Source organism: Streptomyces sp. RLA012 (genome assembly GCF_056270325.1).
This window is the reverse complement of sequence record NZ_JBWDPA010000002.1, coordinates 4,576,876-4,597,410: the sequence shown is the minus strand read 5'-3', so window position 1 is coordinate 4,597,410 and position 20,535 is coordinate 4,576,876. Positions and strand designations below refer to the sequence as shown.

Here is a 20,535-nt window from a genome sequence, read left to right as displayed (position 1 = left end):
AACGGGCATTCGGCCGTGTTTCGGGGGAGTGCGGGCACGGCTTTGGCCTTGAGTTCGATTACTGTTCGAAGTCGGGGCGCCTTTCCGGGCGTTGTCGAGTCGCTCCCGGACTGCTTCAGGGCCGATATCGGGCGTGTGCTCGGTCCGGTGTTCGGCCCCGTGGTCGCCCCGCGGTCGTTCTTCGGCCGCCCCGTGGGGTTACGCCACTGTCAGACCGCCGGTGTCGGCGGCGGCGACCGTGGCGGCGGCGGGCGTGCGGGCTGCCGTCTCCTCGGAGTCGAGTGCCTGTCGTATCCCGGCGGCGACGGCGGGATGGACCGGAAGGGCGAGATGTCCGATTCCACTCACCTGGACGTTCTGCACGAGCAGGTCCGGGTGGTCGATGGCGGCCGTCTCCAGCGGGGCCATCAGATGGTCGAGGTCGCTCCAGAAGCTCACGAACTGTGTACGGCAGTCCGGCGCGGGTCTGCGCAGCTCCTCGATCACCTCGGAGTCCGGACGCATCTGGCGGACGATCGGGTGAGCGTTCATCAACGGGACGACCCGCGTGCCACCGTGCGGCGTGCCGAGGGTGACCAGGGTGCGGACGCGCAGGTCACCGCCGAGGCGTTGCACGTAGTACCGCGCTATCAGTCCGCCGAGGCTGTGCCCGACGATGTCCACCCGCTCGTGCCCCGTGCGCTCGCAGATGTCCTCTATGTGCCGGCCCAGCAGCTCCGCGGCGGCGCGGATGTCGTAGGTCAGCGGCGAGTAGTTGAGCGACTCGATGTGCCGCCCGCCGTGCTGCGCGAGACTGCGGCGCAGCAGGACGAAGACCGAGCGGTTGTCGATGAAGCCGTGCAGCAGGACGACCGGGGGTTTGGCCTCGGTGGGCAGCCGGGTGGCATCGGGGGAGAGGGGCACAGGGGCCGTGCGGCGCTCGGGGGCGATGCCGGACGGATAGAGGAGGAGGTGCCCGGCGAGGATCGCGATCTCCAGGGCCGTGGCCTTCAGCAGGGCCATCGAGAGCCCTGCCAGCCTGCTGGGCAGCAGGCGCTGACGGAGAAGGAGAAAGGGCAACTGCGCCCCGGTGACCTTCATGGCCGACCTCCAGTCGGCACGCGTCGGGACCGCTCTGTCCCCCGTGTGCCCTCGTGGAAAGCCGCGGTGGTGGTGACAGATGGCGATGGCGCGGGCGGTCGCCGACGGTGCGTCGCCGGCGCGCGGTGCGCCGATGACGCGCGGGGAATCCCCACCGTCGTGCTCCCGCCGGTGCGCCGCACCGCCGCCGCGGCTCCCTGCCGCGACGACGGTGCCGCCACCCGCTGGCGGCTCTCCTTGCGCAGGCTCCGGCCGTGGCCCGCGCGTCGCAGATCTCTGCGGCGCGTGTGCCGCAGAAACGCGGAGCGGTGCGCGGCTAATGTGTCCCACCGTGTGATTTCCCCCTCGGTCTTCAGCGGGAAACTGCACTTTGCACGGATCTGACGATAACGTTCGTTCACTTGCCCGGCCGGTGCGGACCGGGGCGGTCGACGAAGTCCGTTCATGGAGGCAGTGATGGGTGTGGCAGCCGGTCCGATCCGCGTGGTGGTGGCCAAGCCGGGGCTCGACGGCCACGATCGTGGTGCCAAGGTGATCGCGCGGGCGCTGCGCGACGCCGGTATGGAGGTCATCTACACCGGCCTTCACCAGACCCCCGAGCAGATCGTCGACACCGCGATCCAGGAGGACGCCGACGCGATCGGGCTCTCGATCCTCTCCGGCGCCCACAACACCCTGTTCGCCGCCGTCATCGAGCTCCTCAAGGAGCGCGACGCGGAGGACATCAAGGTGTTCGGCGGCGGGATCATCCCGGAGGCGGACATCGCGCCGCTGAAGGAGAAGGGCGTCGCCGAGATCTTCACACCGGGTGCGACGACCGCGTCGATCGTGGACTGGGTCAGGGCGAATGTCAGGCAGCCGGCCGGGGCGTAGCGTCTCTCCGGCGGGGAACGGGTTCGTCTCGTGCCGCTGCGGTTCCTTTCGGTAGCGGTTCCCTTTGGTAGCGGTTCCCTTCGGTAGTGGGGCGGCTGCGGGTGGGTGGGGGCTGGGCGCGCAGTTCCTCGCGCCCCTATAGAGGCGCGGCCCCCTGTAGAGGCGCGGCCCCCTAAAGAGGCGCGGCCCGGTAAAGAGGCGCAGCCTCCATCTCCGAGGCCATCGCCGCGCGCAGACGCAACGTGGTGACGAGGCGTTGGAAGGCCTCGGCCCAGTACCCCCCGGCACCGGGCGCCGCGTTCTCCGACTCGTCCGGAACCGCGGTGAGCCCGTCCAGACGCCCCGCCTCCGCTGGATCGAGGCACCGCTCGGCCAGCCCCATCACCCCACTGAAACTCCACGGATAGCTCCCCGCGTCCCGCGCGATATTGAGCGCGTCGACCACCGCCCGCCCCAAGGGCCCCGCCCAGGGCACCGCACAGACTCCGAGCAGCTGAAACGCCTCGGACAGCCCGTGGGTGGCGATGAACCCGGCCACCCACTCGGCCCGCTCGGCGGGCCCCAGCGTGGCGAGCAGTTTCGACCGCTCGGCCAGCGACACCGCCCCCGGCCCGCCGGCCTCCGGGGCGGACGGTGCCCCGAGGAGCGCCCGGGACCAGCCGGGGTCCCGCTGCCGCACCGCCGCCCGGCACCACGCGGCATGCAGTTCGGCCTGCCAGTCGTCCGTCACCGGAAGCGCCACGATCTCCTCCGGCGTACGCCCTCCGAGCCGCCGTGACCAGGTCCCCAGCGGGGCCGATTCGACCAACTGGCCCAGCCACCACGACCGTTCCCCTCGTCCGGCCGGAGCCTTCGGCACGACGCCGTCCCGCTCCATGCTCGCGTCGCACTCGTGCGGTGCCTCGACGACGATCGAGGGCGCGCCGCCGGTACGGTCGACGGCCACGCACGAACCGGCCCGGGCCGCCATCCGCGCGGCGAGCGCCGAATCGGGCAGCGCGGACAGCAGCTCCGCCGCCGTGGCCCGCACATTGCGGCTCCGGTCGGTGAGCGCCCGCTCCAGGAACGGCTCGTCCGCCGCGCACAGCCCCGACCGCAGCGAATCGAGGAACATCAGCCGGTCCTCGGCCCGCTCCGTCGGCCAGGTGGTGGCGAGCAACTCGCGTGCGGCCGTGGGGTCCTGGGAACGGATCGCGGCGAGCAGCGCGACCCGTTCGGCGAAGAGACCCTCCTGCCAGAGCTGTCGGGTGCGCTCGGGGTCCCCGGGGCCCGGCAGCGCGGTGTCGCCGCCCGGTACGGCACGCAGTGCGAACCGCCAGTCCGGGTTCAGCCGGGCGAGCCACAGGGCGCGCGGTCCGGCGAAGGCCAGCACGGCCGGTCGCAGGTCCGTGCGGCCCCGGGCCGCGTCGAGGAGCGCGGGCAGGGTTTCCGGGGGCGCCGCGAAACCACGGGCCCGCGCCAGCGCGAGCCACTGGGGCAGCAGCTCCATGAGGTCGGGTGCCGAGCCCCTGCGGCCGCCGCCTCCCGTGCCGGGCCGGTCCGCCAGCAGCATCGCGAGCCGGCGGGCCGCGGCGGGCGGGAGGGACGGCCGGGGGTCCGGCGCCGCGGGTGCGGGCCGGGCGGCCGCCCGCGCGGCCCGCACCCCGGCCCGCCGCCGCAGGGTTTCCGCGGCGGCCGCGTCCAGCAGGGCCACGGGTGCCTCACGCCCGGCCGCCCACCCCGGAGGCGTACGTCGCTCGGTCCCGAGCAGCGCCATCGTGACGAGCTCCTCCCAGGAACCGCCGACGGGCGCGCCCGCGGAGGCGGAGGTCGTGTTCATGAGCGTCCTTTCCTTATGGGAGTGGTGGCGGTGACGGGAGTGGTGACGGGAGTGGTGACGGGAGTGGTGACGGGAGTGGTGACGGGAGTGGTGGCGGTGGTCAGCACAGGGACACCGCCTCTCCTTCCCCCTCCGGCCAGGCCGTCAGCGGGGTGAAGCCACGGTGGCCGCACTCGCCGAAGACCGTGACGGGGGCGCCGCCGGAGAGGGCGGCAAGGCGCCACAGACCGGGACGGGAGAGGCCGGAGAGCGCGACCGGGAGGGCGAAGTCGCCCTCGGCGTCCGCCAGCTGCCAGGTGTCGCCGTCGGGCGTGGGTATCACCCCGGCCAGCGTGACCGGGTAGGAGTCGAGCCAGGGGTCGGCCCGCAGAGCCTCGCCGTAGCGAGCCGCCGCCTCGGGTGTGGTCACCCCCGGTGGACGCAGCGGCACGGGTGCCGGCGGCGTGAACTGTTCGCGCAGGGCCGCTCGGAGCTGCCCCGCCCCCGGGTACGCGGACACCTCCGCCTCGAAGGCCAGGCCCACGGGCAGTGTCAGCTCCGGTGCGCGGCCGGCGGCCCCATAGGAAAGGAGCAGAGCGGTGCGGTCGGAGCCCGCGCCGTACAGCCAGATCCTGCGGGTCGTGAGCCGGCTGTCCGCCATGTCGTACTGGGCGAGGACCAGCCAGCGGTCCCGCACCGGAGGCCCGTCCGCCGCACCGGGCAGCCCCACCCGCGAGCGGACCGTCGCGGCCAGCCCGTCCGGCAGCCGCTCGCGGCGCAGCCAGCCCTGGTCGAGGAGGTGGAGCAGCGCGCACTCCTCCAGCAGTCGCACCGGCCAGCCGGGTCCGGAGGAAGGGATCGCCCCCAACTCCCGCACCCGGGCCGCCAGTCCGGGCGCCTGCGCGTCGACCATGCGCGCCGCCGTCTCCTCCCACATCCCGTACCCCGCCTGCTCGGCCGCCGCGAGGCCGCCGCGCAGCAGGTCCGCCAACCGCTGCTCCAGCTCGGCCGCCCCCGCGGTGATCCGCTCGGCCCGCCGCTCCGCCCTGCGCCGCGCCGCCTCCGGGTCAGCCGGTGACGCCGTCCCAGATGCCCCGCCCGTCGTCCTCTTCTTCTCGGCTCGCCCTCTTCTCCCCTCTATCCACTGCTCCGCCCAGTCCGGTGCCTGGCCCCGCGGCACCGTGCCGTCCTCGCCCGCCCAGAGCAGCAGCAGTCCCAGCGCGTGTTTGCACGGGAACTTCCGGCTCGGGCAACTGCACTTGTACGCGGGCCCCGCGGAGTCCGCGATGTCGATGACCGTCTGATAAGGCTTGCTGCCACTTCCCCTGCACAGTCCCCACACCGTCCCCTCGTCCGAACTGCCTGCCTCGGACCACGGACCGGCCGCGCCGAGTCTGCTGCCCGCCTTGCATGACGCCACGTCAGGAGCCAGTGCCAGCACCTGATCCGCCGTCCAGCGCACCCCCTGCTGAGTCATGTCATCGAAGGTAGGTCCCGCCACTGACAATCCACCTTCGCGAGTACGTTTGCGCAGGTCAGCGCGCATTGTCAGTGGCGTGGTGCACCGTGGAACCAGATCCGAGACCGGCCGAGCCGGAGGGGGAGCGAGCCATGTCCGTGCCCGTTGAGTCCGTTGAGCCCGTTGAGCCCGTTGGGCCTATTGAGTCGACGTCCGTTGAGCCGAAGCCCGTTGGGCAGGCGTCCGATCGTCGAGCGTCCGTCGATCCGCCCGCGGGCGAGGCGCTGCGGCCGCATGCCGAGCACGCCTTCGCCGCCGAACTCGCCGCGCTGGCCGCACAGGACGACCGGCCCCGACCGGCCCGCTGGCGGCTGTCGCCGTGGGCGGTGGCCACCTATCTGCAGGGCGGCACCCTGCCGGACGGCACGGTGATCACGCCGAAGTACGTGGGACCGCGCCGCATCGTCGAGGTCGCCGTCACCACGCTCGCCACCGACCGCGCCCTGCTCCTGCTCGGCGTGCCCGGCACCGCGAAGACCTGGGTGTCCGAGCATCTGGCCGCGGCGGTCAGCGGCGACTCGACCCTGCTGGTGCAGGGCACGGCCGGCACACCGGAGGAGGCGATCCGGTACGGGTGGAACTACGCGCGGCTGCTCGCGCACGGCCCGAGCCGGGACGCGCTCGTGCCGAGCCCGGTCATGCGGGCCATGGCGGAGGGGATGACGGCCCGCGTCGAGGAGCTGACCCGCATCCCGGCCGACGTCCAGGACACGCTGATCACGATCCTCTCCGAAAAGACCTTGCCGATACCGGAACTGGGGCAGGAGGTGCAGGCCGTCGGCGGTTTCAACCTGATCGCCACGGCCAACGACCGCGACCGCGGGGTGAACGAGCTGTCCAGCGCCCTGCGCCGGCGCTTCAACACGGTGGTGCTGCCATTGCCGGAGAGCGCGGACGCCGAGGTCGACATCGTCTCGCGCCGCGTCGAGCAGATCGGCCGCTCCCTCGACCTGCCCGCCGTGCCCGAGGGCATCGAGGAGATCCGCCGCGTCGTCACCGTCTTCCGCGAACTGCGCGGCGGAGTCACGGCAGACGGGCGTACGAAACTGAAGTCGCCCAGCGGCACCCTGTCCACCGCCGAGGCGATCTCCGTCGTCACCAGCGGTCTCGCCCTGGCCGCCCACTTCGGTGACGGTGTCCTGCGCGCGTCCGACGTCGCGGCGGGCATCCTCGGCGCCGTCGTCCGGGATCCGGCCGCCGACCGGGTGATCTGGCAGGAGTACCTGGAAGCGGTGGTCCGCGAACGGGACGGCTGGAAGGACTTCTACCGGGCCTGCCGGGAGGTGAGCGCATGACGGTCTTCGACACGGGTCCCTTGCTGCTGGGGGTGCGGCATCACGGGCCCGGGTCGGCGCGGGCGGTGCGGGCCGCGCTGGAGGCGGCGACTCCCGAGGTCGTACTGATCGAGGGGCCCCCGGAGGCGGACGCGCTCATCCCGCTCGCCGCCGAGAAGGACATGCGTCCGCCCGTCGCGCTCCTCGCCCATGTCGTGGACGAGCCCGGTCGTTCCGCCTTCTGGCCGCTGGCCGAGTTCTCACCCGAGTGGGTGGCGATCCGGTGGGCCCTGGAGCACGGGGTCCCGGCCCGTTTCATCGACCTCCCGGCGAGCCACACGCTGGCGTGGGAGAAGGACGCGCCCGCGCAGACCCCCGCACAGCCCCCCGCACAGACCCCCGCACAGACCCCCGCCCAACCTGGTGACGAGGCCGTGCGGATCGATCCCCTCGCCGTGCTCGCCGAGACAGCCGGTCACGACGATCCCGAGCGCTGGTGGGAGGACGTGGTCGAGCACCGGCGCGGGGCCGGCGGCGGGGCCGACCCGTTCGCGCCGTTCACCGCGCTGGAGGAGGCGATGGGGGCGCTGCGGGAGACGTACGGGGTGGGGGGACACGACCGGGACCTGGTGCGGGAGGCGCACATGCGACTCCAGCTGCGGGCCGCGCAGCGGGAGTTCGGGGACGCCGTGGCCGTGGTGTGCGGGGCCTGGCACGTGCCCGCGCTGCGGCGCAGGACCACGGTCGCCGCGGACCGGGCGCTGCTCAAGGGCCTGCCCAGGACGAAGGCCGACCTGACATGGGTGCCCTGGACCCACCGTCGGCTGTCCCGGGTCAGCGGGTACGGCGCGGGCATCGACTCGCCGGGTTGGTACGGGCATCTGTTCGCCGCCCCCGACCGCCCCGTCGAGCGCTGGATGACGAAGGTGGCCCGGCTGCTGCGCGACGAGGACCGGATGGTGTCGTCCGCGCACGTCATCGAGGCGGTACGGCTGGCCGACACGCTTGCCGCGATGCGCGGCCGCCCGCTGCCGGGGCTGTCCGAGACCACCGATGCCGTACGGGCCGTGATGTGCGAGGGCTCGGACGTGCCGCTGGGGCTCGTGCACGACCGGCTCGTGGTCGGCGACGTCCTGGGCGAGGTGCCGGAGTCCGCTCCCGCGGTGCCGTTGCAGCGCGACCTCGCGCGGTCGCAGAAGCGGTTGCGCCTCAAACCGGATCCGCTGGAGCGGGAGATGGAGCTGGACCTGCGGGGCGAGACCGACGCCGGGCGGAGCAGGCTCCTGCACCGGCTGCGGCTGCTCGGTGTCGACTGGGGCGAGCCCACCGCCTCGCGCGGCAGCACCGGCACCTTCCGGGAGACCTGGCGGCTGCGCTGGGAGCCGGAGCTGTCCGTTCGGGTCGCCGAGGCCGGGGTCTGGGGCACGACCGTACTGTCGGCGGCGACGGGCAAGGCCGAGGCGGACGCCCTCGCCGCCCCCTCCCTGGCCGATGTCACCGCGCTCGCCGAGCGCTGTCTGCTCGCCGAACTGCCGGACGCGCTGCCCGTGGTGATGCGAGTCCTCGCCGACCGGGCGGCCCTGGACGCGGATGTCGGCCACCTCGCCCAGGCTCTGCCCGCGCTGGTCCGCTCGCTGCGCTACGGCGATGTGCGCGGCACGGACACACACGCCCTCACGGACGTCGCCGCGGGCCTCGCCGAACGGATCTTCGTCGGCCTCCCGCCGGCCTGCGCGGGCCTCGACGCCGAGGCAGCCGAGGACATGCGACGCCATGTGGACGCGGTGCACGGCGCGGTGGGGCTGCTGGGGGAGGCGATCACGACTCCTGCTGCCGACACGCCGCCTTCCGGCAGCACGTCCTTCTCCGGCAGCACGCCGTCCTCCGCCGGTACGCCGTCCTCCGGCGGTACGCCGTCCTCCGCCGGTACGCCGTCCTCCGGCGGGATGCGCGATCGCTGGCACTCCGTGCTTCGGGTGCTGACCGGGCGGGACACCGTGTCGGGAGTGATCCGCGGCCGGGCGGTACGACTGCTGCTGGACGACGGCGAGTTGGGGCAGGACGAGGCCGCGCTGCTCATGGGGCTGGTGCTGTCGCCGGGGACGGCGCCCGGGGACGCGGCCGCGTGGATCGAGGGGTTCGTCGGCGGTGGCTCCGGGGGCGGGATGCTGCTCGTGCACGACGAGCGTCTGCTCGGGCTGGTCGACGCATGGCTGACCGGGGTGCCGGCGGAGGCGTTCACGGATGTGCTGCCGCTGCTGCGCCGTACGTTCTCCGCGTACGAGGCCGGGGTGCGCAGGACGCTGGGTGAGCTGGTCCGGCGCGGCCCGGGGGCGCGGGGGAGCGCCGCGGCCGCCACCTCCGGCATACCCGGCTTCGCCCCCGAACTCGACGCCGAGCGGGCGGATGCCGTCCTGCCGGTGCTGAGTCTGCTGCTGGGCCTGGACGAGTCCGACGACAACAGCTGTGTGGAGGTGGCCCGATGACAGCGGTACCGGTGGAAGCGACCGGATCGACCGACACCGATGCCCATGCCGATGCCCATGCCGATGCCGATGCCCATGCCCATGCCGATGCAGGCGAGCGGCTGCGGCGGTGGCGGCTGGTGCTCGGGGGCGAGGAGGCGGACGGTACCGGGTGCGCGCTCTCGGGGCAGGACGCCGCGATGGACGGGGCGCTCACCGCGTTGTACGGGAAGAAGGGGGGTACGGGGCAGCCGGGGCGGGACCGTTCGGCGGGGCTGGGGGCGTCCGCGCCGTCCGTCGCGCGCTGGCTCGGGGACATCCGGACGTACTTCCCCTCGTCCGTCGTACAGGTCATGCAGCGGGACGCCATCGACCGGCTCGGGCTGTCCGCCCTGCTGCTGGAGCCGGAGATGCTGGAGGCGGTGGAGGCCGATGTGCACCTGGTGGGCACGTTGCTCTCCCTCAACAAGGCCATGCCGGAGACGACGAAGGAAACGGCGCGGGCCGTCGTGCGCAAGGTCGTCGAGGATCTGGAGAAGCGGCTCGCCACCCGCACCCGGGCCACCCTCACCGGCGCCCTGGACCGCAGCGCCCGCGTCACCCGCCCCCGTCACCACGACATCGACTGGAACCGCACGATCGCGGCGAACCTGAAGCACTACCTCCCCGAGTACCGCACGATCGTGCCCGAGCGGCTGATCGGCTACGGACGTGCCTCGCAGTCCGTGAAGAAGGAGGTCGTCCTCTGTATCGACCAGTCGGGGTCGATGGCGGCGTCGGTCGTGTACGCGTCGGTGTTCGGGGCCGTCCTCGCGTCGATGCGGTCCATCGCCACCCGGCTCGTCGTCTTCGACACGGCCGTCGTGGACCTCACCGACCAGCTCGACGACCCGGTCGACGTCCTCTTCGGCACCCAGCTCGGCGGCGGTACGGACATCAACCGGGCGCTCGCGTACTGCCAGTCGCAGATCACCCGGCCCGCCGACACGGTGGTCGTCCTCATCAGCGACCTCTACGAAGGGGGCATCCGGAACGAGATGCTGAAGCGGGTCGCGGCGATGAAGGCGTCCGGGGTGCAGTTCGTGACGCTGCTGGCGCTGTCCGACGAGGGGGCGCCCGCGTACGACCGGGAGCACGCGGCGGCGCTCGCGGGGCTGGACGCACCGGCGTTCGCCTGCACGCCCGATCTGTTTCCCGAGGTGATGGCGGCGGCGATCGAGAGGCGTCCGCTCCCGATACCGGACACCGCGTGAGGAGAGCGGAAAAGCGCACATCAATACCCGTCGGTAGGGTCGGCGGGAGGAGCCTTGCGCGACCTCGGCCGGGGCGGCGGGCGGGGTGTGCGGCGCCGCTGATGCGTATGCCGCCACTCTGCCGGGCGACCGGGCCCCGCTGCGGCTCGCACCCGGTGGGTGCTGGTCCCCTTCGGGGCGGTTCGCGAGGCCTCACCGGTTAAGCCCCGGCCTGGTGAGGCCCTGTCCCGGCCAGATCTGTGACAGGTATCACCGCTCAGGTGTGACCTGCGATTTAGGGACCCGCGTCCCGCGGCGATAACCTGCGAGACGGACATGCCGCGCGCTCGGACACCGTGTGCGCCACCCTTGTGACAGCGGACGTCACGTTGCCCTTCGCGGCACGCCCACGCATCCAACGAACCGCGAGATCACTGATAGGGACGGACGCGCGTGGACCTGTTCGAGTACCAGGCGAGGGACCTCTTCGCCAAGCACGGTGTACCGGTGCTGGCCGGTGAAGTCATTGACACGCCTGAGGCAGCCCGCGAGGCGACCGAACGTCTTGGCGGCAAGTCCGTCGTCAAGGCCCAGGTGAAGGTCGGTGGCCGTGGAAAGGCCGGCGGCGTCAAGCTCGCCGCCACCCCGGACGAGGCCGTCGCCCGCGCGACGGACATCCTCGGCATGGACATCAAGGGCCACACGGTCCACAAGGTGATGATCACCGAGACCGCGCCCGAGATCGCCGAGGAGTACTACGTCTCGTACCTCCTCGACCGCACCAACCGCACCTTCCTCGCCATGGCGTCCGTCCAGGGCGGCGTGGAGATCGAGGTCGTCGCGGAGGAGAACCCCGAGGCCCTCGCGAAGGTCCCGGTCGACGCCAACGAGGGCGTCTCGATCGAGAAGGCCCGCGAGATCGTCGCCCAGGCGAAGTTCCCGGCCGAGGTGGCCGAGCAGGTCGCCGAGATCCTGGTGACGCTGTGGGACACCTTCGTCAAGGAGGACGCCCTCCTCGTCGAGGTCAACCCGCTCGCCAAGGTCGCCGACGGTCGCGTCATCGCGCTCGACGGCAAGGTGTCCCTGGACGAGAACGCCGACTTCCGCCAGCCGGAGCACGAGGCGCTGGTCGACCACGCGTCGGCCAACCCCCTTGAGGCCGCCGCCAAGGCGAAGAACCTCAACTACGTCAAGCTCGACGGCGAGGTCGGCATCATCGGCAACGGCGCGGGTCTCGTCATGAGCACCCTCGACGTCGTCGCGTACGCCGGTGAGAACCACGGCGGCGTGAAGCCCGCCAACTTCCTCGACATCGGCGGTGGCGCCTCCGCCGCCGTGATGGCGAACGGCCTGGAGATCATCCTCGGCGACCCGGACGTCAAGTCCGTCTTCGTCAACGTCTTCGGTGGCATCACCGCCTGTGACGAGGTCGCCAACGGCATCGTCCAGGCGCTGCAGCTGCTCGCCGACAAGGGCGAGGAAGTCACCAAGCCGCTGGTCGTACGTCTGGACGGCAACAACGCCGAGCTGGGTCGCAAGATCCTTTCGGACGCCAACCACCCGCTGGTCCAGCGTGTGGACACCATGGACGGCGCGGCCGACAAGGCCGCCGAGCTCGCGGCTGCGAAGTAAGGGACGAGGGACTAAACAGCCATGGCTATCTTCCTCAACAAGGACAGCAAGGTCATCGTCCAGGGCATGACCGGTGCCACGGGCATGAAGCACACCAAGCTCATGCTGGCGGACGGCACGAACATCGTCGGTGGCGTGAACCCGCGCAAGGCGGGCACCTCCGTCGACATCGACGGCACCGAGATCCCCGTCTTCGGCACGGTCGCCGAGGCCATCGAGAAGACGGGCGCCAACGTGTCCGTCCTCTTCGTGCCGCCGGCCTTCGCCAAGGCCGCCGTCGTCGAGGCGATCGACGCGGAGATCCCCCTCGCGGTCGTCATCACCGAGGGCATCGCCGTCCACGACTCCGCCGCCTTCTGGGCGCACGCGAAGTCGAAGGGCAACAAGACCCGCATCATCGGCCCGAACTGCCCCGGTCTCATCACCCCGGGCCAGTCGAACGCCGGCATCATCCCGGGCGACATCACGAAGCCGGGCCGTATCGGCCTGGTCTCGAAGTCCGGCACGCTGACGTACCAGATGATGTACGAGCTCCGTGACATCGGCTTCTCGTCCGCCGTCGGCATCGGTGGCGACCCGGTCATCGGTACGACGCACATCGACGCGCTCGCCGCGTTCGAGGCCGACCCCGACACCGACCTGATCGTCATGATCGGCGAGATCGGCGGCGACGCCGAGGAGCGCGCGGCGGACTTCATCGCCAAGAACGTGACGAAGCCGGTCGTCGGCTACGTCGCCGGTTTCACCGCGCCCGAGGGCAAGACCATGGGCCACGCCGGCGCCATCGTCTCCGGCTCCTCCGGTACGGCCGCGGCGAAGAAGGAGGCCCTTGAGGCCGCCGGCGTCAAGGTCGGCAAGACGCCGACCGAGACGGCGAAGCTGGCCCGCGAGCTGCTCGCCGGCTGAAGCCGAACGCGTTCGAACGCGTCCGAACACGGATGGGCCCGCACCCTCAGTCGGGGGTGCGGGCCCATCCGCGTTCGCAGGGGGCGCTCAGCGTGTCTGCGGAACCAGCCGCTCCGGACCGCTCGCCGACTCCCCCTTGAGCTTGGCCTGCAGGGCCAGCTCCTCCTTGGACAGCGGTCCGGGCGCGACCCGCGGAGGCACTCCGTGCACCGTCCCACCCGGGGCCAACGGGGCCTCGTAGTGGTCGGGAGCCGTGCGCAGCGTCAGCGTCGTGGCGCCGATGAGGACGACCGTGAAGGCGATGGCCGCACGGGTCCAGTGCCGGGCGCGCCGCTCGCCGTCCCCGCGGACGGTACAGGGCTTCGCGGATCGCAGCCCCTCCGTCCCGGCGAGTTCGACGAGCCGCCGGTGCAACTCCTCGGGCACCGCCAGTTCCGGCAGCCGGGTGGCGACGGCCTCGCGCGCGTGCAGCAGCCGGTTCGCCGCCGCGGGTGTGCTCGCCTCCGTCTCGGCCGCGGTCTCCGGCAGGTCGAGCCCCACCCCGTCGTAGAGCAGCAGGGTCCGCCGGTGCACGGGCGGAAGGTGCAGGAGTACGTCGAGCAGCGATCGGTCGGTGGCATGCGTGGCCGGCGGCTCCGGGGACCGATGCCGGGGGCGCAGCCTGTGCCAGGGGGAGAGCGCGAACTCGTGTGCCCTCGCCCGTACCCACCCCGCCGGATCCCGGTCCATGGCCACCTCGGGCCAGCGGTGCCAGGCCATTTCGAAAGCCCGTTCTACGGACTCACGCGCCAGCTCGCGCTGCCCGGTCAGCAGATAGGCCTGCCGTACGAGGGCGGGGGCGCAGAAGGCGTAGAGGGCGTCGAAGGCTTGAGCGGGCGTCAGGGGGGCGGGAGGGGGTTCGGCACTGGGATCGGGGTTGGCTTCGGGGTTGGCCTCTGGGTTGGCCTGGGGGTTGGTTTGGGGATCGGGATCGGGGCGGGACGCGGATCGGGGTGACGGGTTGAGGGGGTTTTCAGGACGGGGCTCGGGATGGGGTTCGGAATGGGGCTCGGTACCGGGCTTGGGATCGGGCTTGGGATTCGTTCCGGGTGTGGACTCGGGCCGAGGGGTGGCCTCGGGGATGGGCTGGGCGGGTTCGGCAGGTTCGGCATGTTCGGCAGGTTCGGAGGAGGCCCGTACGGGGCCGGACGCGGCGCCGACCAGGGCGGGAGCCGACTGCTCCTGATGGGTGGTCACCTCAGTGGTCGTCAGCAGCTTCGCGTACGCCTCCCGTTCGCGGCCGCGTGGTGTCGTACGGCCGGACTCCCACGAGCGCACCGTCCCACGGGTGACGCCCACCTTGGCCGCGACGTCTGCCTGGCTCAGCGACTTGGCCTCGCGCAGGCGGCGGCGCTCCTCGGGGGAGGAGGGCAGAGGGGTTGCAGGGTGGCGCGTCATTTCAGACCCCACAAGGTGCCCCTTCGTACGAAAAAGTGCATAGCTGCATATTGAGCGACACAGCCGAGGTTCGCCTGTTACGAGGAGAAAGCGCGTGTCGTTGGGAGCATGGCGGATGTGACCCAAATGACCGACCGCGGGCTGTTGTTGTCGCCCCTGCTCACCCGGATGCGCCGCCGATCACCCGGACGGGCAGCCAGCCTCATGGGTGGTGCCCTCGCGGCGGGGCTCGGACTCGGCTCGTTCGCCGTCCTTGTCATGGCGCTGTGGATCAGTTCGCCCTACCCGGACAGTGGTCTGGGCGGAGCGCTGCATGTGGCTGCCGCGTTGTGGCTGCTGGCGCACGGCGTGGAGCTGATCCGTACCGACACCCTGTCGGGCCTGCCCATGCCGGTGGGTGTGACACCTCTGCTGCTGGTCGTTCTGCCCGCGTGGCTGCTTCACCGGGCGGTTCGCGGTGTGGCGGACGCCGAAGCCGAGGCGGCGGCGAGCACGGTGTGGGCCGGGGTCGTCGCGGGCTATCTGACGGTCGGCGGGGCGGCCGCGCTGTACTGCTCGGGCGGGGAGCCGCGGCCGTCGTGGGGGTGGACGGCCGTGTGCCTGCCACTGTTCGCCGGGAGCGTGGTGGGGGCGGGGGTGTGGACGGTGTACGGGCGTCCGCCCGTGTATGCGCCGATCCGGGCGCGCCGGTTCCTTGCGCTGCTGCCCGCCGGCGTGCGCCGTTGCTCCCCCGAGTTCTTCGGCGCCTCGGTGCGGGCGGCGGGGGCCGGGGCGGCGGTGCTCGTCGGGGGTGGGGCGCTGTTGGTGGGGGCGTCGCTGGTGTGGCACGGCGATGTGGCCCGGGACTCGTTCCAGCAGCTCAGTCAGGGGTGGTCGGGGCGGTTCGCGGTACTGCTGCTCTGTCTGGCGCTGGTGCCGAACGCGGCGGTGTGGGGGGCCGCGTACGGGCTTGGGCCAGGGGTCGTGCTGGGGGTCGGACATGTCGCCGGGCCCTTGTCCGCGGCGGGGCCGGAGCCGTTGCTGCCGGCGTTTCCGCTGTTGGCGGCGGTGCCGGGGCCGGGGACGGCTTGGAGTGGGGTGGGCGGGGTGGTGCCGGTGGCGGCGGGGGTGACGGTCGCGTGGTTCCTGGTGGGGGCGGGGATGCCGAGGGACGGGCGTGCGGTCTGGTCGCCGGGGAGGCTTGTGGCGGGGGGGGGGGTGGCGGGGGTGTTGTGCGGTGCTGTGCTGGCGGTGCTCGCTGAGGTGGCGGGTGGGCCGCTGGGGGTTGCGGCGTTGGCGCATTTCGGGCCGGTGTGGTGGCAGGTGGGGGTGGCGGCGGTTGCTTGGACCGTGGGCGTGGGGGTTCCTGTGGCGGTGGTGGTAGGGAGGTGGAGGCTTCGGTGGCAACGGTCGGTCTCGCGGCCGGGGCGGATGTCGTCCGCGTCGTGGCTTTCGTGGGCTTCATGGGCTTCGTGGTCGTCATGGCCGACGTGGATTTTGCGGCTGGGTCGGGAGGAGCGGGTGTGTGGTGGTGAGGGGGCTCAGACGATGACGGGTTCGTCGGCGGGTTCGTCCGCGGGGTCGGGGGGCGGGGCCGGTGCTGGGGTGGTGCCCGTTGCGGGACTGGGGTCCGGGTCCGGACCCCGGCCGGGGGCGGGAGCGGTTCTGGAGTTGGGCTCGGATCGTGATCCGAATGCCGAGCCCTATGACCTGCTGCCTTCCGATGTGGTCGGTCCGGGGTGGCAGGGGGATGTGGCTCGTGAGTCCCGCTGGGCGGCGTTGCGGAAGGCGCCGTCGCCTCCGGCGGAGCCGGAGCGGTAAGCCGCCCTGAGGTGATTCGCCCCCGCCGCCCCTACCCATCCCGTCCCCTGGGGCTACGCCCCAGACCCCATGAGCTTGCCCAGGCCGCGCCCAGTCCCTTGAGCCTGCTCGGGGCCGCGCCCCAGACCCCCGGTCCTGCCCGGGGCTGCGGCCCCGTCCCCTTTGGGTGTGTTCGGGGCTGGTGTGCGGACGTCCTGGGTCCGGCTGGGGCTGCTGCCTGGGAGTCTCTGAGCTTTCCCGGGGCTGCGCTCAGACCCCGGAGCCTGCCCGGGGTGGTGTATCCCCGTCTCCCCTCGGTCTGTTCGGGGCTGGTGTTCCGACGCTCTGGGTCCGGTCGGTTGGGGCTGCTGCCGGGGGCCCCTGAGCTTGCCTGGGGGCCGCGCCCCGGACCCTTGAGCTCGTGTGGGGCTGCCGTTCCAGTCCACCCTGCCTTGAGCCTGCTCGGGGCTGCGCCCCAGACCCCTGAGTTTGTCTGGGGCTGCCGCCCGGGTGCCCCTGAGTCTGCTCGGGACAGCCGCCCCCATCGCCCTGGGCCTGCCCGAGGCTTTGCCCCGACGCCCTGGGTCCGCCCGGTGCGTGCCGCAGCTCCCTGGGTCTGCCCGGTGTGCGCCGCAGCTCCCTGGGTCTGCCCGGTGTGCGCCGCAGCTCCCTGGGTCTGCCCGGTGTGCGCCGCAGCCCCGGGAATCCGCCTGGTGTACGCCGCAGCTGCCGGACCGGAATCCGCCTGGTGTGCGTCCCAGCCGCCGGACCTCCGCCTCGTGCGCAGCCCAGCCCCGGAGCCGCCAGGGTTCTTCGGCCGTGGGGGCGTGAGGGCTGGATGTGCTGTTTTTCGCGGCGCGGAAGGGGCGCCGATGGCGGTGTTCTCGGGGGTGTGGTGGTTAGTTCTGGGTGCCCAGGAGGCCGCGTAGTTCCTTCGGGAGCAGGTCGTTGCAGGAATGCTTCGCCGCATTGGTGAGCGCGTCGTTCGTGCACGAGTAGTAGTCGCTGTACACGAGCTGTGCCGTGAAGGTCGCGGCGACCATGAGGATGGCCAGGGACGCGGTGACCAGACCGCTCACCGCGGCGGTCGTCTGGGGCCGGCTGTTCGAGTCCGGCGCCGGTGTGTCGGGGTCCGGCGTGCGGGGCTTGGCGCGCAGGGCGCTGCCGCCCCAGTACAGGGCGAGCGCGCCGAGCAGCAGAGCCACGTACGGCCAGCTGAACAGGGCGAAGAAGAACGCCCACATCCCGGAGAGCAGCGCGTACCGCGCACGTCGCTGGGCCGGGTCCGTCGGGTCCCAGCGCATTCCGGTGCCCGGACCGCCGCCGGGTCCCTCCGGGCCGCCCTGGCCCTGTGGAGCCCCGGGCCGGTCACCGAAACCGCCGCCGTTCGAACGCCCCGGCTGCCGGTCGCTCCATTGACTGCCCCAGGGGGACGGCCCGGATCCCGATCCGGATCCCGATCCGGGGTCGGAACCACCGTTCTCGTCCGGACTCTGCCCGCCCGTGGGCCGCCTCGGCTGCCAGGGCCGGTCCGGCGTTCCCTCCGGCGGCGGAGCAAAAGGATTGTCGTCGGAGCCGGAGCCGGAGCCGGAGCCGGAGCCGGAGCCGGAGCCCGAGCCCGAGCCCGAGCCGGAAGGGGTCGCGGAGCCCGTGTCCGGTCCGTGCCCGCCCGCGGGCGCGTCCCCGCTCTCCCGCGGCGGGGTAGGCGAAGGGCGCCGCTCGCGCAGCAGGAGCGGAGGGAGTCGGAGACTGCGGTCCGGCATCAGGTGTGCGTCTTCCCCTTGGTGGTTCTGGCGGGTGGCGTGTCCGCACGACATCGTGCTCGCGACGCGCACCCCGGGCTTCCTGCCCGGGGCTCACGCTCCGGACGTTCGTTCCAGGACTGCCGCCCCGGCATTGCTCCCCAGGGCTCGCACCCTGGGGTCCTGCTCCCGGGGGCGAGCGCCCCGAGGTCCTGCTCTGGTTCCCCGGGGCGTGTGCCCCAAGGCTCTGCTCTCGTTCCCAGGACCGGACGGCCGGGACATCGTCCCTGGAGCCCGCGCTCCAAGCATGCCTAAAGCATGCTTACCCGTCCCTGGTCAACGTCCCACGCGCACAGGGCGTTCCCCGTGCTGAACGGTGTTCCCGGGAGGATCCACCGCAGACGCTACCTTCCGGCCACGCCCCCGTCCCGTGGGGGCTGCCCGGTGTGCCGGTATCGTTGCTGACGGTCGGCCGCTTCGTAGACTTCCCCGTATCCGGGGGCGCGAAGCATTCGTACGACCGTACAAACGCTCCCCCGAGAAAGGGCCCCGTCGTGGCCAAGACCAAGCGCCTCGTCGTGCTGGTCTCCGGATCAGGCACGAATCTGCAGGCACTGCTCGATGCCGTCGCGGAGGCGGGCCCCGCGGGCTACGGGGCCGAGATCGTGGCTGTCGGTGCCGATCGCGACGGCATCGAGGGGCTCGCCCGTGCCGAGCGGGCCGGGCTCACCACCTTCGTCCGGCGGGTCAAGGACTACGGCACCCGGGACGAGTGGGACCGCGCGCTCGCCGAGGCCGTCGCCGCCCACGAGCCCGATCTCGTCGTCTCCGCGGGGTTCATGAAGATCGTGGGGAAGGAATTCCTCGCCCGGTTCGGTGGGCGGTTCGTCAACACGCATCCCGCCCTGCTGCCCAGTTTCCCGGGGGCCCACGGCGTGCGCGACGCGCTCGCGTACGGCGCGAAGGTCACCGGATGCACCGTCCACTTCGTCGACGACGGCGTCGACACCGGACCGATCATCGCTCAGGGCGTGGTCGAGGTCCGGGACGAGGACGACGAGAGCGCTCTGCACGAGCGCATCAAGGAAGTCGAGCGAAGGCTGCTCGTCGACGTCGTGGGGCGGCTCGCCCGCAACGGCTATCGCATTGAGGGACGAAAGGTAGTTATCCAGTGACCGCCGACAGCACAGTCACGGCCGAGAGCACCGAGAGCACCAAGCGGGTCATTCGGCGCGCGCTCGTCAGCGTCTACGACAAGACCGGGCTCGAAGAGCTCGCCCGCGGGCTGCACGAGGCCGGTGTCGAGCTCGTCTCCACCGGCTCCACCGCCGCGAAGATCGCCGCGGCGGGCGTCCCGGTCGTCAAGGTCGAGGAGCTGACCGGCTTCCCCGAGTGCCTCGACGGCCGGGTCAAGACCCTGCACCCCAAGGTCCACGCCGGCATCCTCGCCGATCTCCGTCTCCCCGACCACCGGCGGCAGCTGGAAGAGCTGGGCGTCAAGCCGTTCGACCTCGTCGTCGTCAACCTCTACCCGTTCCGCGAGACCGTCGCCTCGGGCGCGACGCCCGACGAGTGCGTGGAGCAGATCGACATCGGCGGGCCGTCGATGGTCCGTGCGGCCGCCAAGAACCATCCGTCCGTCGCCGTCGTCACCAGCCCGGCGCGCTACGGCGACGTCCTCGCCGCCGTCAGGAGCGGCGGCTTCGACCTCCGCAGCCGCAAGCGGCTCGCCGCCGAGGCCTTCCAGCACACCGCCTCGTACGACGTGGCGGTGGCGAGCTGGTTCGCGGGCGACTATGCCGCCGCCGACGACAGCGGCTTCCCCGACTTCCTCGGTCACACCTACGAGCGCAAGAACACCCTGCGCTACGGCGAGAACCCCCACCAGGGCGCGGCGCTGTACGTGGACGGCACGGGCGGCCTCGCCGAGGCCGAGCAGCTGCACGGCAAGGAGATGTCGTACAACAACTACACGGACACGGATGCCGCGCGTCGTGCCGCGTACGACCACGAGGACCCCTGCGTCGCGATCATCAAGCACGCCAACCCGTGCGGGATCGCGATCGCCTCGAACGTCGCCGAGGCGCACCGCAAGGCGCACGCCTGCGACCCGCTGTCCGCGTTCGGCGGTGTGATCGCCGTCAACCGGCCGGTGACGAGGGAGATGGCGGAGCAGGTCGCCGAGATCTTCACCGAGGTCATCGTGGCGCCGGAGTACGAGGACGGCGCCCTTGAGGCACTCACCAAGAAGAAGAACATCCGTGTGCTGCGCGCCCACCGGGCGCCGTCCCACCCGACCGAGGTCAAGCAGATCGACGGCGGCGCGCTGCTCCAGGTCGCCGACCGGCTGCAGGCCGACGGCGACAACCCGGCGACGTGGACCCTCGCGACCGGCGAGGCCCTGAACCAGGGCGAGCTCGACGAGCTGGCCTTCGCCTGGCGGGCCTGCCGCGCGGTGAAGTCCAACGCGATCCTGCTCGCCAAGGACGGCGCCTCGGTCGGCGTCGGCATGGGCCAGGTCAACCGCGTCGACTCCGCGAGGCTCGCGGTCGAGCGGGCGGGTGCCGAGCGGGCCCGCAACTCGTACGCCGCCTCGGACGCGTTCTTCCCCTTCCCCGACGGCCTGGAGATCCTCGCCGAGGCGGGCGTCAGGGCCGTGGTCCAGCCCGGCGGTTCGGTCCGCGACGAGCTGGTGGTCGAGGCCGCGAAGAAGGCGGGCGTCACGATGTACTTCACCGGGACGCGCCACTTCTTCCACTGAGCTCCTCCACTGAGCTCCTCCACTGAGCTCCTCCACC

14 protein-coding genes are annotated in these 20,535 nt (G+C 72.3%); 9 read left to right on the top strand and 5 right to left on the bottom strand.

All coding sequences use genetic code 11. The features are described 5' to 3' along the window. Positions 1-198: 198 nt before the first annotated feature. Complete coding sequence (locus tag RV986_RS20765; protein WP_475918854.1) at positions 199-1,080, bottom strand: esterase/lipase family protein; 882 nt, start codon at positions 1,078-1,080, stop codon at positions 199-201. Between the two features lie 456 nt (positions 1,081-1,536). On the opposite strand from RV986_RS20765, the gene RV986_RS20760 reads away from it, so the two are divergent. Then, on the top strand, positions 1,537-1,953 hold the full coding sequence (locus RV986_RS20760) for a cobalamin B12-binding domain-containing protein (protein ID WP_405880233.1): 417 nt from the start codon (positions 1,537-1,539) through the stop codon (positions 1,951-1,953). Between the two features lie 172 nt (positions 1,954-2,125). Here RV986_RS20760 and RV986_RS20755 read toward each other — a convergent pair whose 3' ends face one another. Further along, positions 2,126-3,772: a DUF5691 domain-containing protein gene (locus RV986_RS20755; protein ID WP_475918853.1), complete on the bottom strand. Its 1,647-nt coding sequence runs from the start codon at positions 3,770-3,772 to the stop codon at positions 2,126-2,128. A 100-nt stretch (positions 3,773-3,872) separates the two neighbouring features. After that, the gene (locus tag RV986_RS20750) at positions 3,873-5,228 is read right to left on the bottom strand and encodes an SWIM zinc finger family protein (RefSeq protein ID WP_475918852.1); all 1,356 of its coding nucleotides are present in this window, start codon (positions 5,226-5,228) and stop codon (positions 3,873-3,875) included. Between the two features lie 134 nt (positions 5,229-5,362). On the opposite strand from RV986_RS20750, the gene RV986_RS20745 reads away from it, so the two are divergent. The 5 genes from RV986_RS20745 (at position 5,363) to sucD (ending at position 12,779) form a co-directional block, all read left to right on the top strand. Next, positions 5,363-6,565: an ATP-binding protein gene (locus RV986_RS20745; protein WP_475918851.1), complete on the top strand. Its 1,203-nt coding sequence runs from the start codon at positions 5,363-5,365 to the stop codon at positions 6,563-6,565. Beyond that, on the top strand, positions 6,562-9,030 hold the full coding sequence (locus RV986_RS20740; RefSeq protein ID WP_475918850.1) for a DUF5682 family protein: 2,469 nt from the start codon (positions 6,562-6,564) through the stop codon (positions 9,028-9,030). The genes RV986_RS20745 and RV986_RS20740 overlap by 4 nt, the downstream gene beginning before the upstream one ends. Further along, entirely contained in the window at positions 9,027-10,262 is a 1,236-nt protein-coding gene (locus tag RV986_RS20735) for a vWA domain-containing protein (RefSeq protein WP_475918849.1), read from the top strand. The genes RV986_RS20740 and RV986_RS20735 overlap by 4 nt, the downstream gene beginning before the upstream one ends. A 432-nt stretch (positions 10,263-10,694) precedes the next feature. Beyond that, positions 10,695-11,873: an ADP-forming succinate--CoA ligase subunit beta gene (sucC, locus tag RV986_RS20730; protein ID WP_475918848.1), complete on the top strand. Its 1,179-nt coding sequence runs from the start codon at positions 10,695-10,697 to the stop codon at positions 11,871-11,873. 21 nt (positions 11,874-11,894) lie between these two features. After that, positions 11,895-12,779 (top strand): succinate--CoA ligase subunit alpha, encoded by an 885-nt coding sequence (gene sucD, locus RV986_RS20725; RefSeq protein WP_475918847.1) that lies wholly within the window; start codon positions 11,895-11,897, stop codon positions 12,777-12,779. Between the two features lie 87 nt (positions 12,780-12,866). Here the strand turns inward: sucD and RV986_RS20720 are convergent, their stop codons facing one another. Then, positions 12,867-14,216 carry a helix-turn-helix domain-containing protein gene (locus RV986_RS20720; protein WP_475918846.1) on the bottom strand — a complete coding sequence of 450 codons (1,350 nt, stop codon included), beginning with the start codon at positions 14,214-14,216 and terminating at the stop codon, positions 12,867-12,869. A 108-nt stretch (positions 14,217-14,324) separates the two neighbouring features. Between RV986_RS20720 and RV986_RS20715 the strand changes: the two genes are divergently transcribed. Next, positions 14,325-16,016, top strand: coding sequence for a cell division protein PerM (locus RV986_RS20715; RefSeq protein WP_475918845.1), 1,692 nt, complete (start codon positions 14,325-14,327; stop codon positions 16,014-16,016). A gap of 878 nt (positions 16,017-16,894) precedes the next feature. Here the strand turns inward: RV986_RS20715 and RV986_RS20710 are convergent. After that, complete coding sequence (locus RV986_RS20710) at positions 16,895-17,758, bottom strand: hypothetical protein (protein WP_475918844.1); 864 nt, start codon at positions 17,756-17,758, stop codon at positions 16,895-16,897. A gap of 533 nt (positions 17,759-18,291) precedes the next feature. Here RV986_RS20710 and purN point away from each other — a divergent pair. Then, positions 18,292-18,912, top strand: a complete 621-nt coding sequence (purN, locus tag RV986_RS20705) for a phosphoribosylglycinamide formyltransferase (protein WP_475918843.1) — start codon at positions 18,292-18,294, stop codon at positions 18,910-18,912. Continuing rightward, positions 18,909-20,498, top strand: a complete 1,590-nt coding sequence (gene purH, locus RV986_RS20700) for a bifunctional phosphoribosylaminoimidazolecarboxamide formyltransferase/IMP cyclohydrolase (protein WP_475918842.1) — start codon at positions 18,909-18,911, stop codon at positions 20,496-20,498. Before purN ends, purH begins: the two co-directional genes overlap by 4 nt. Positions 20,499-20,535 lie beyond the last annotated feature (37 nt).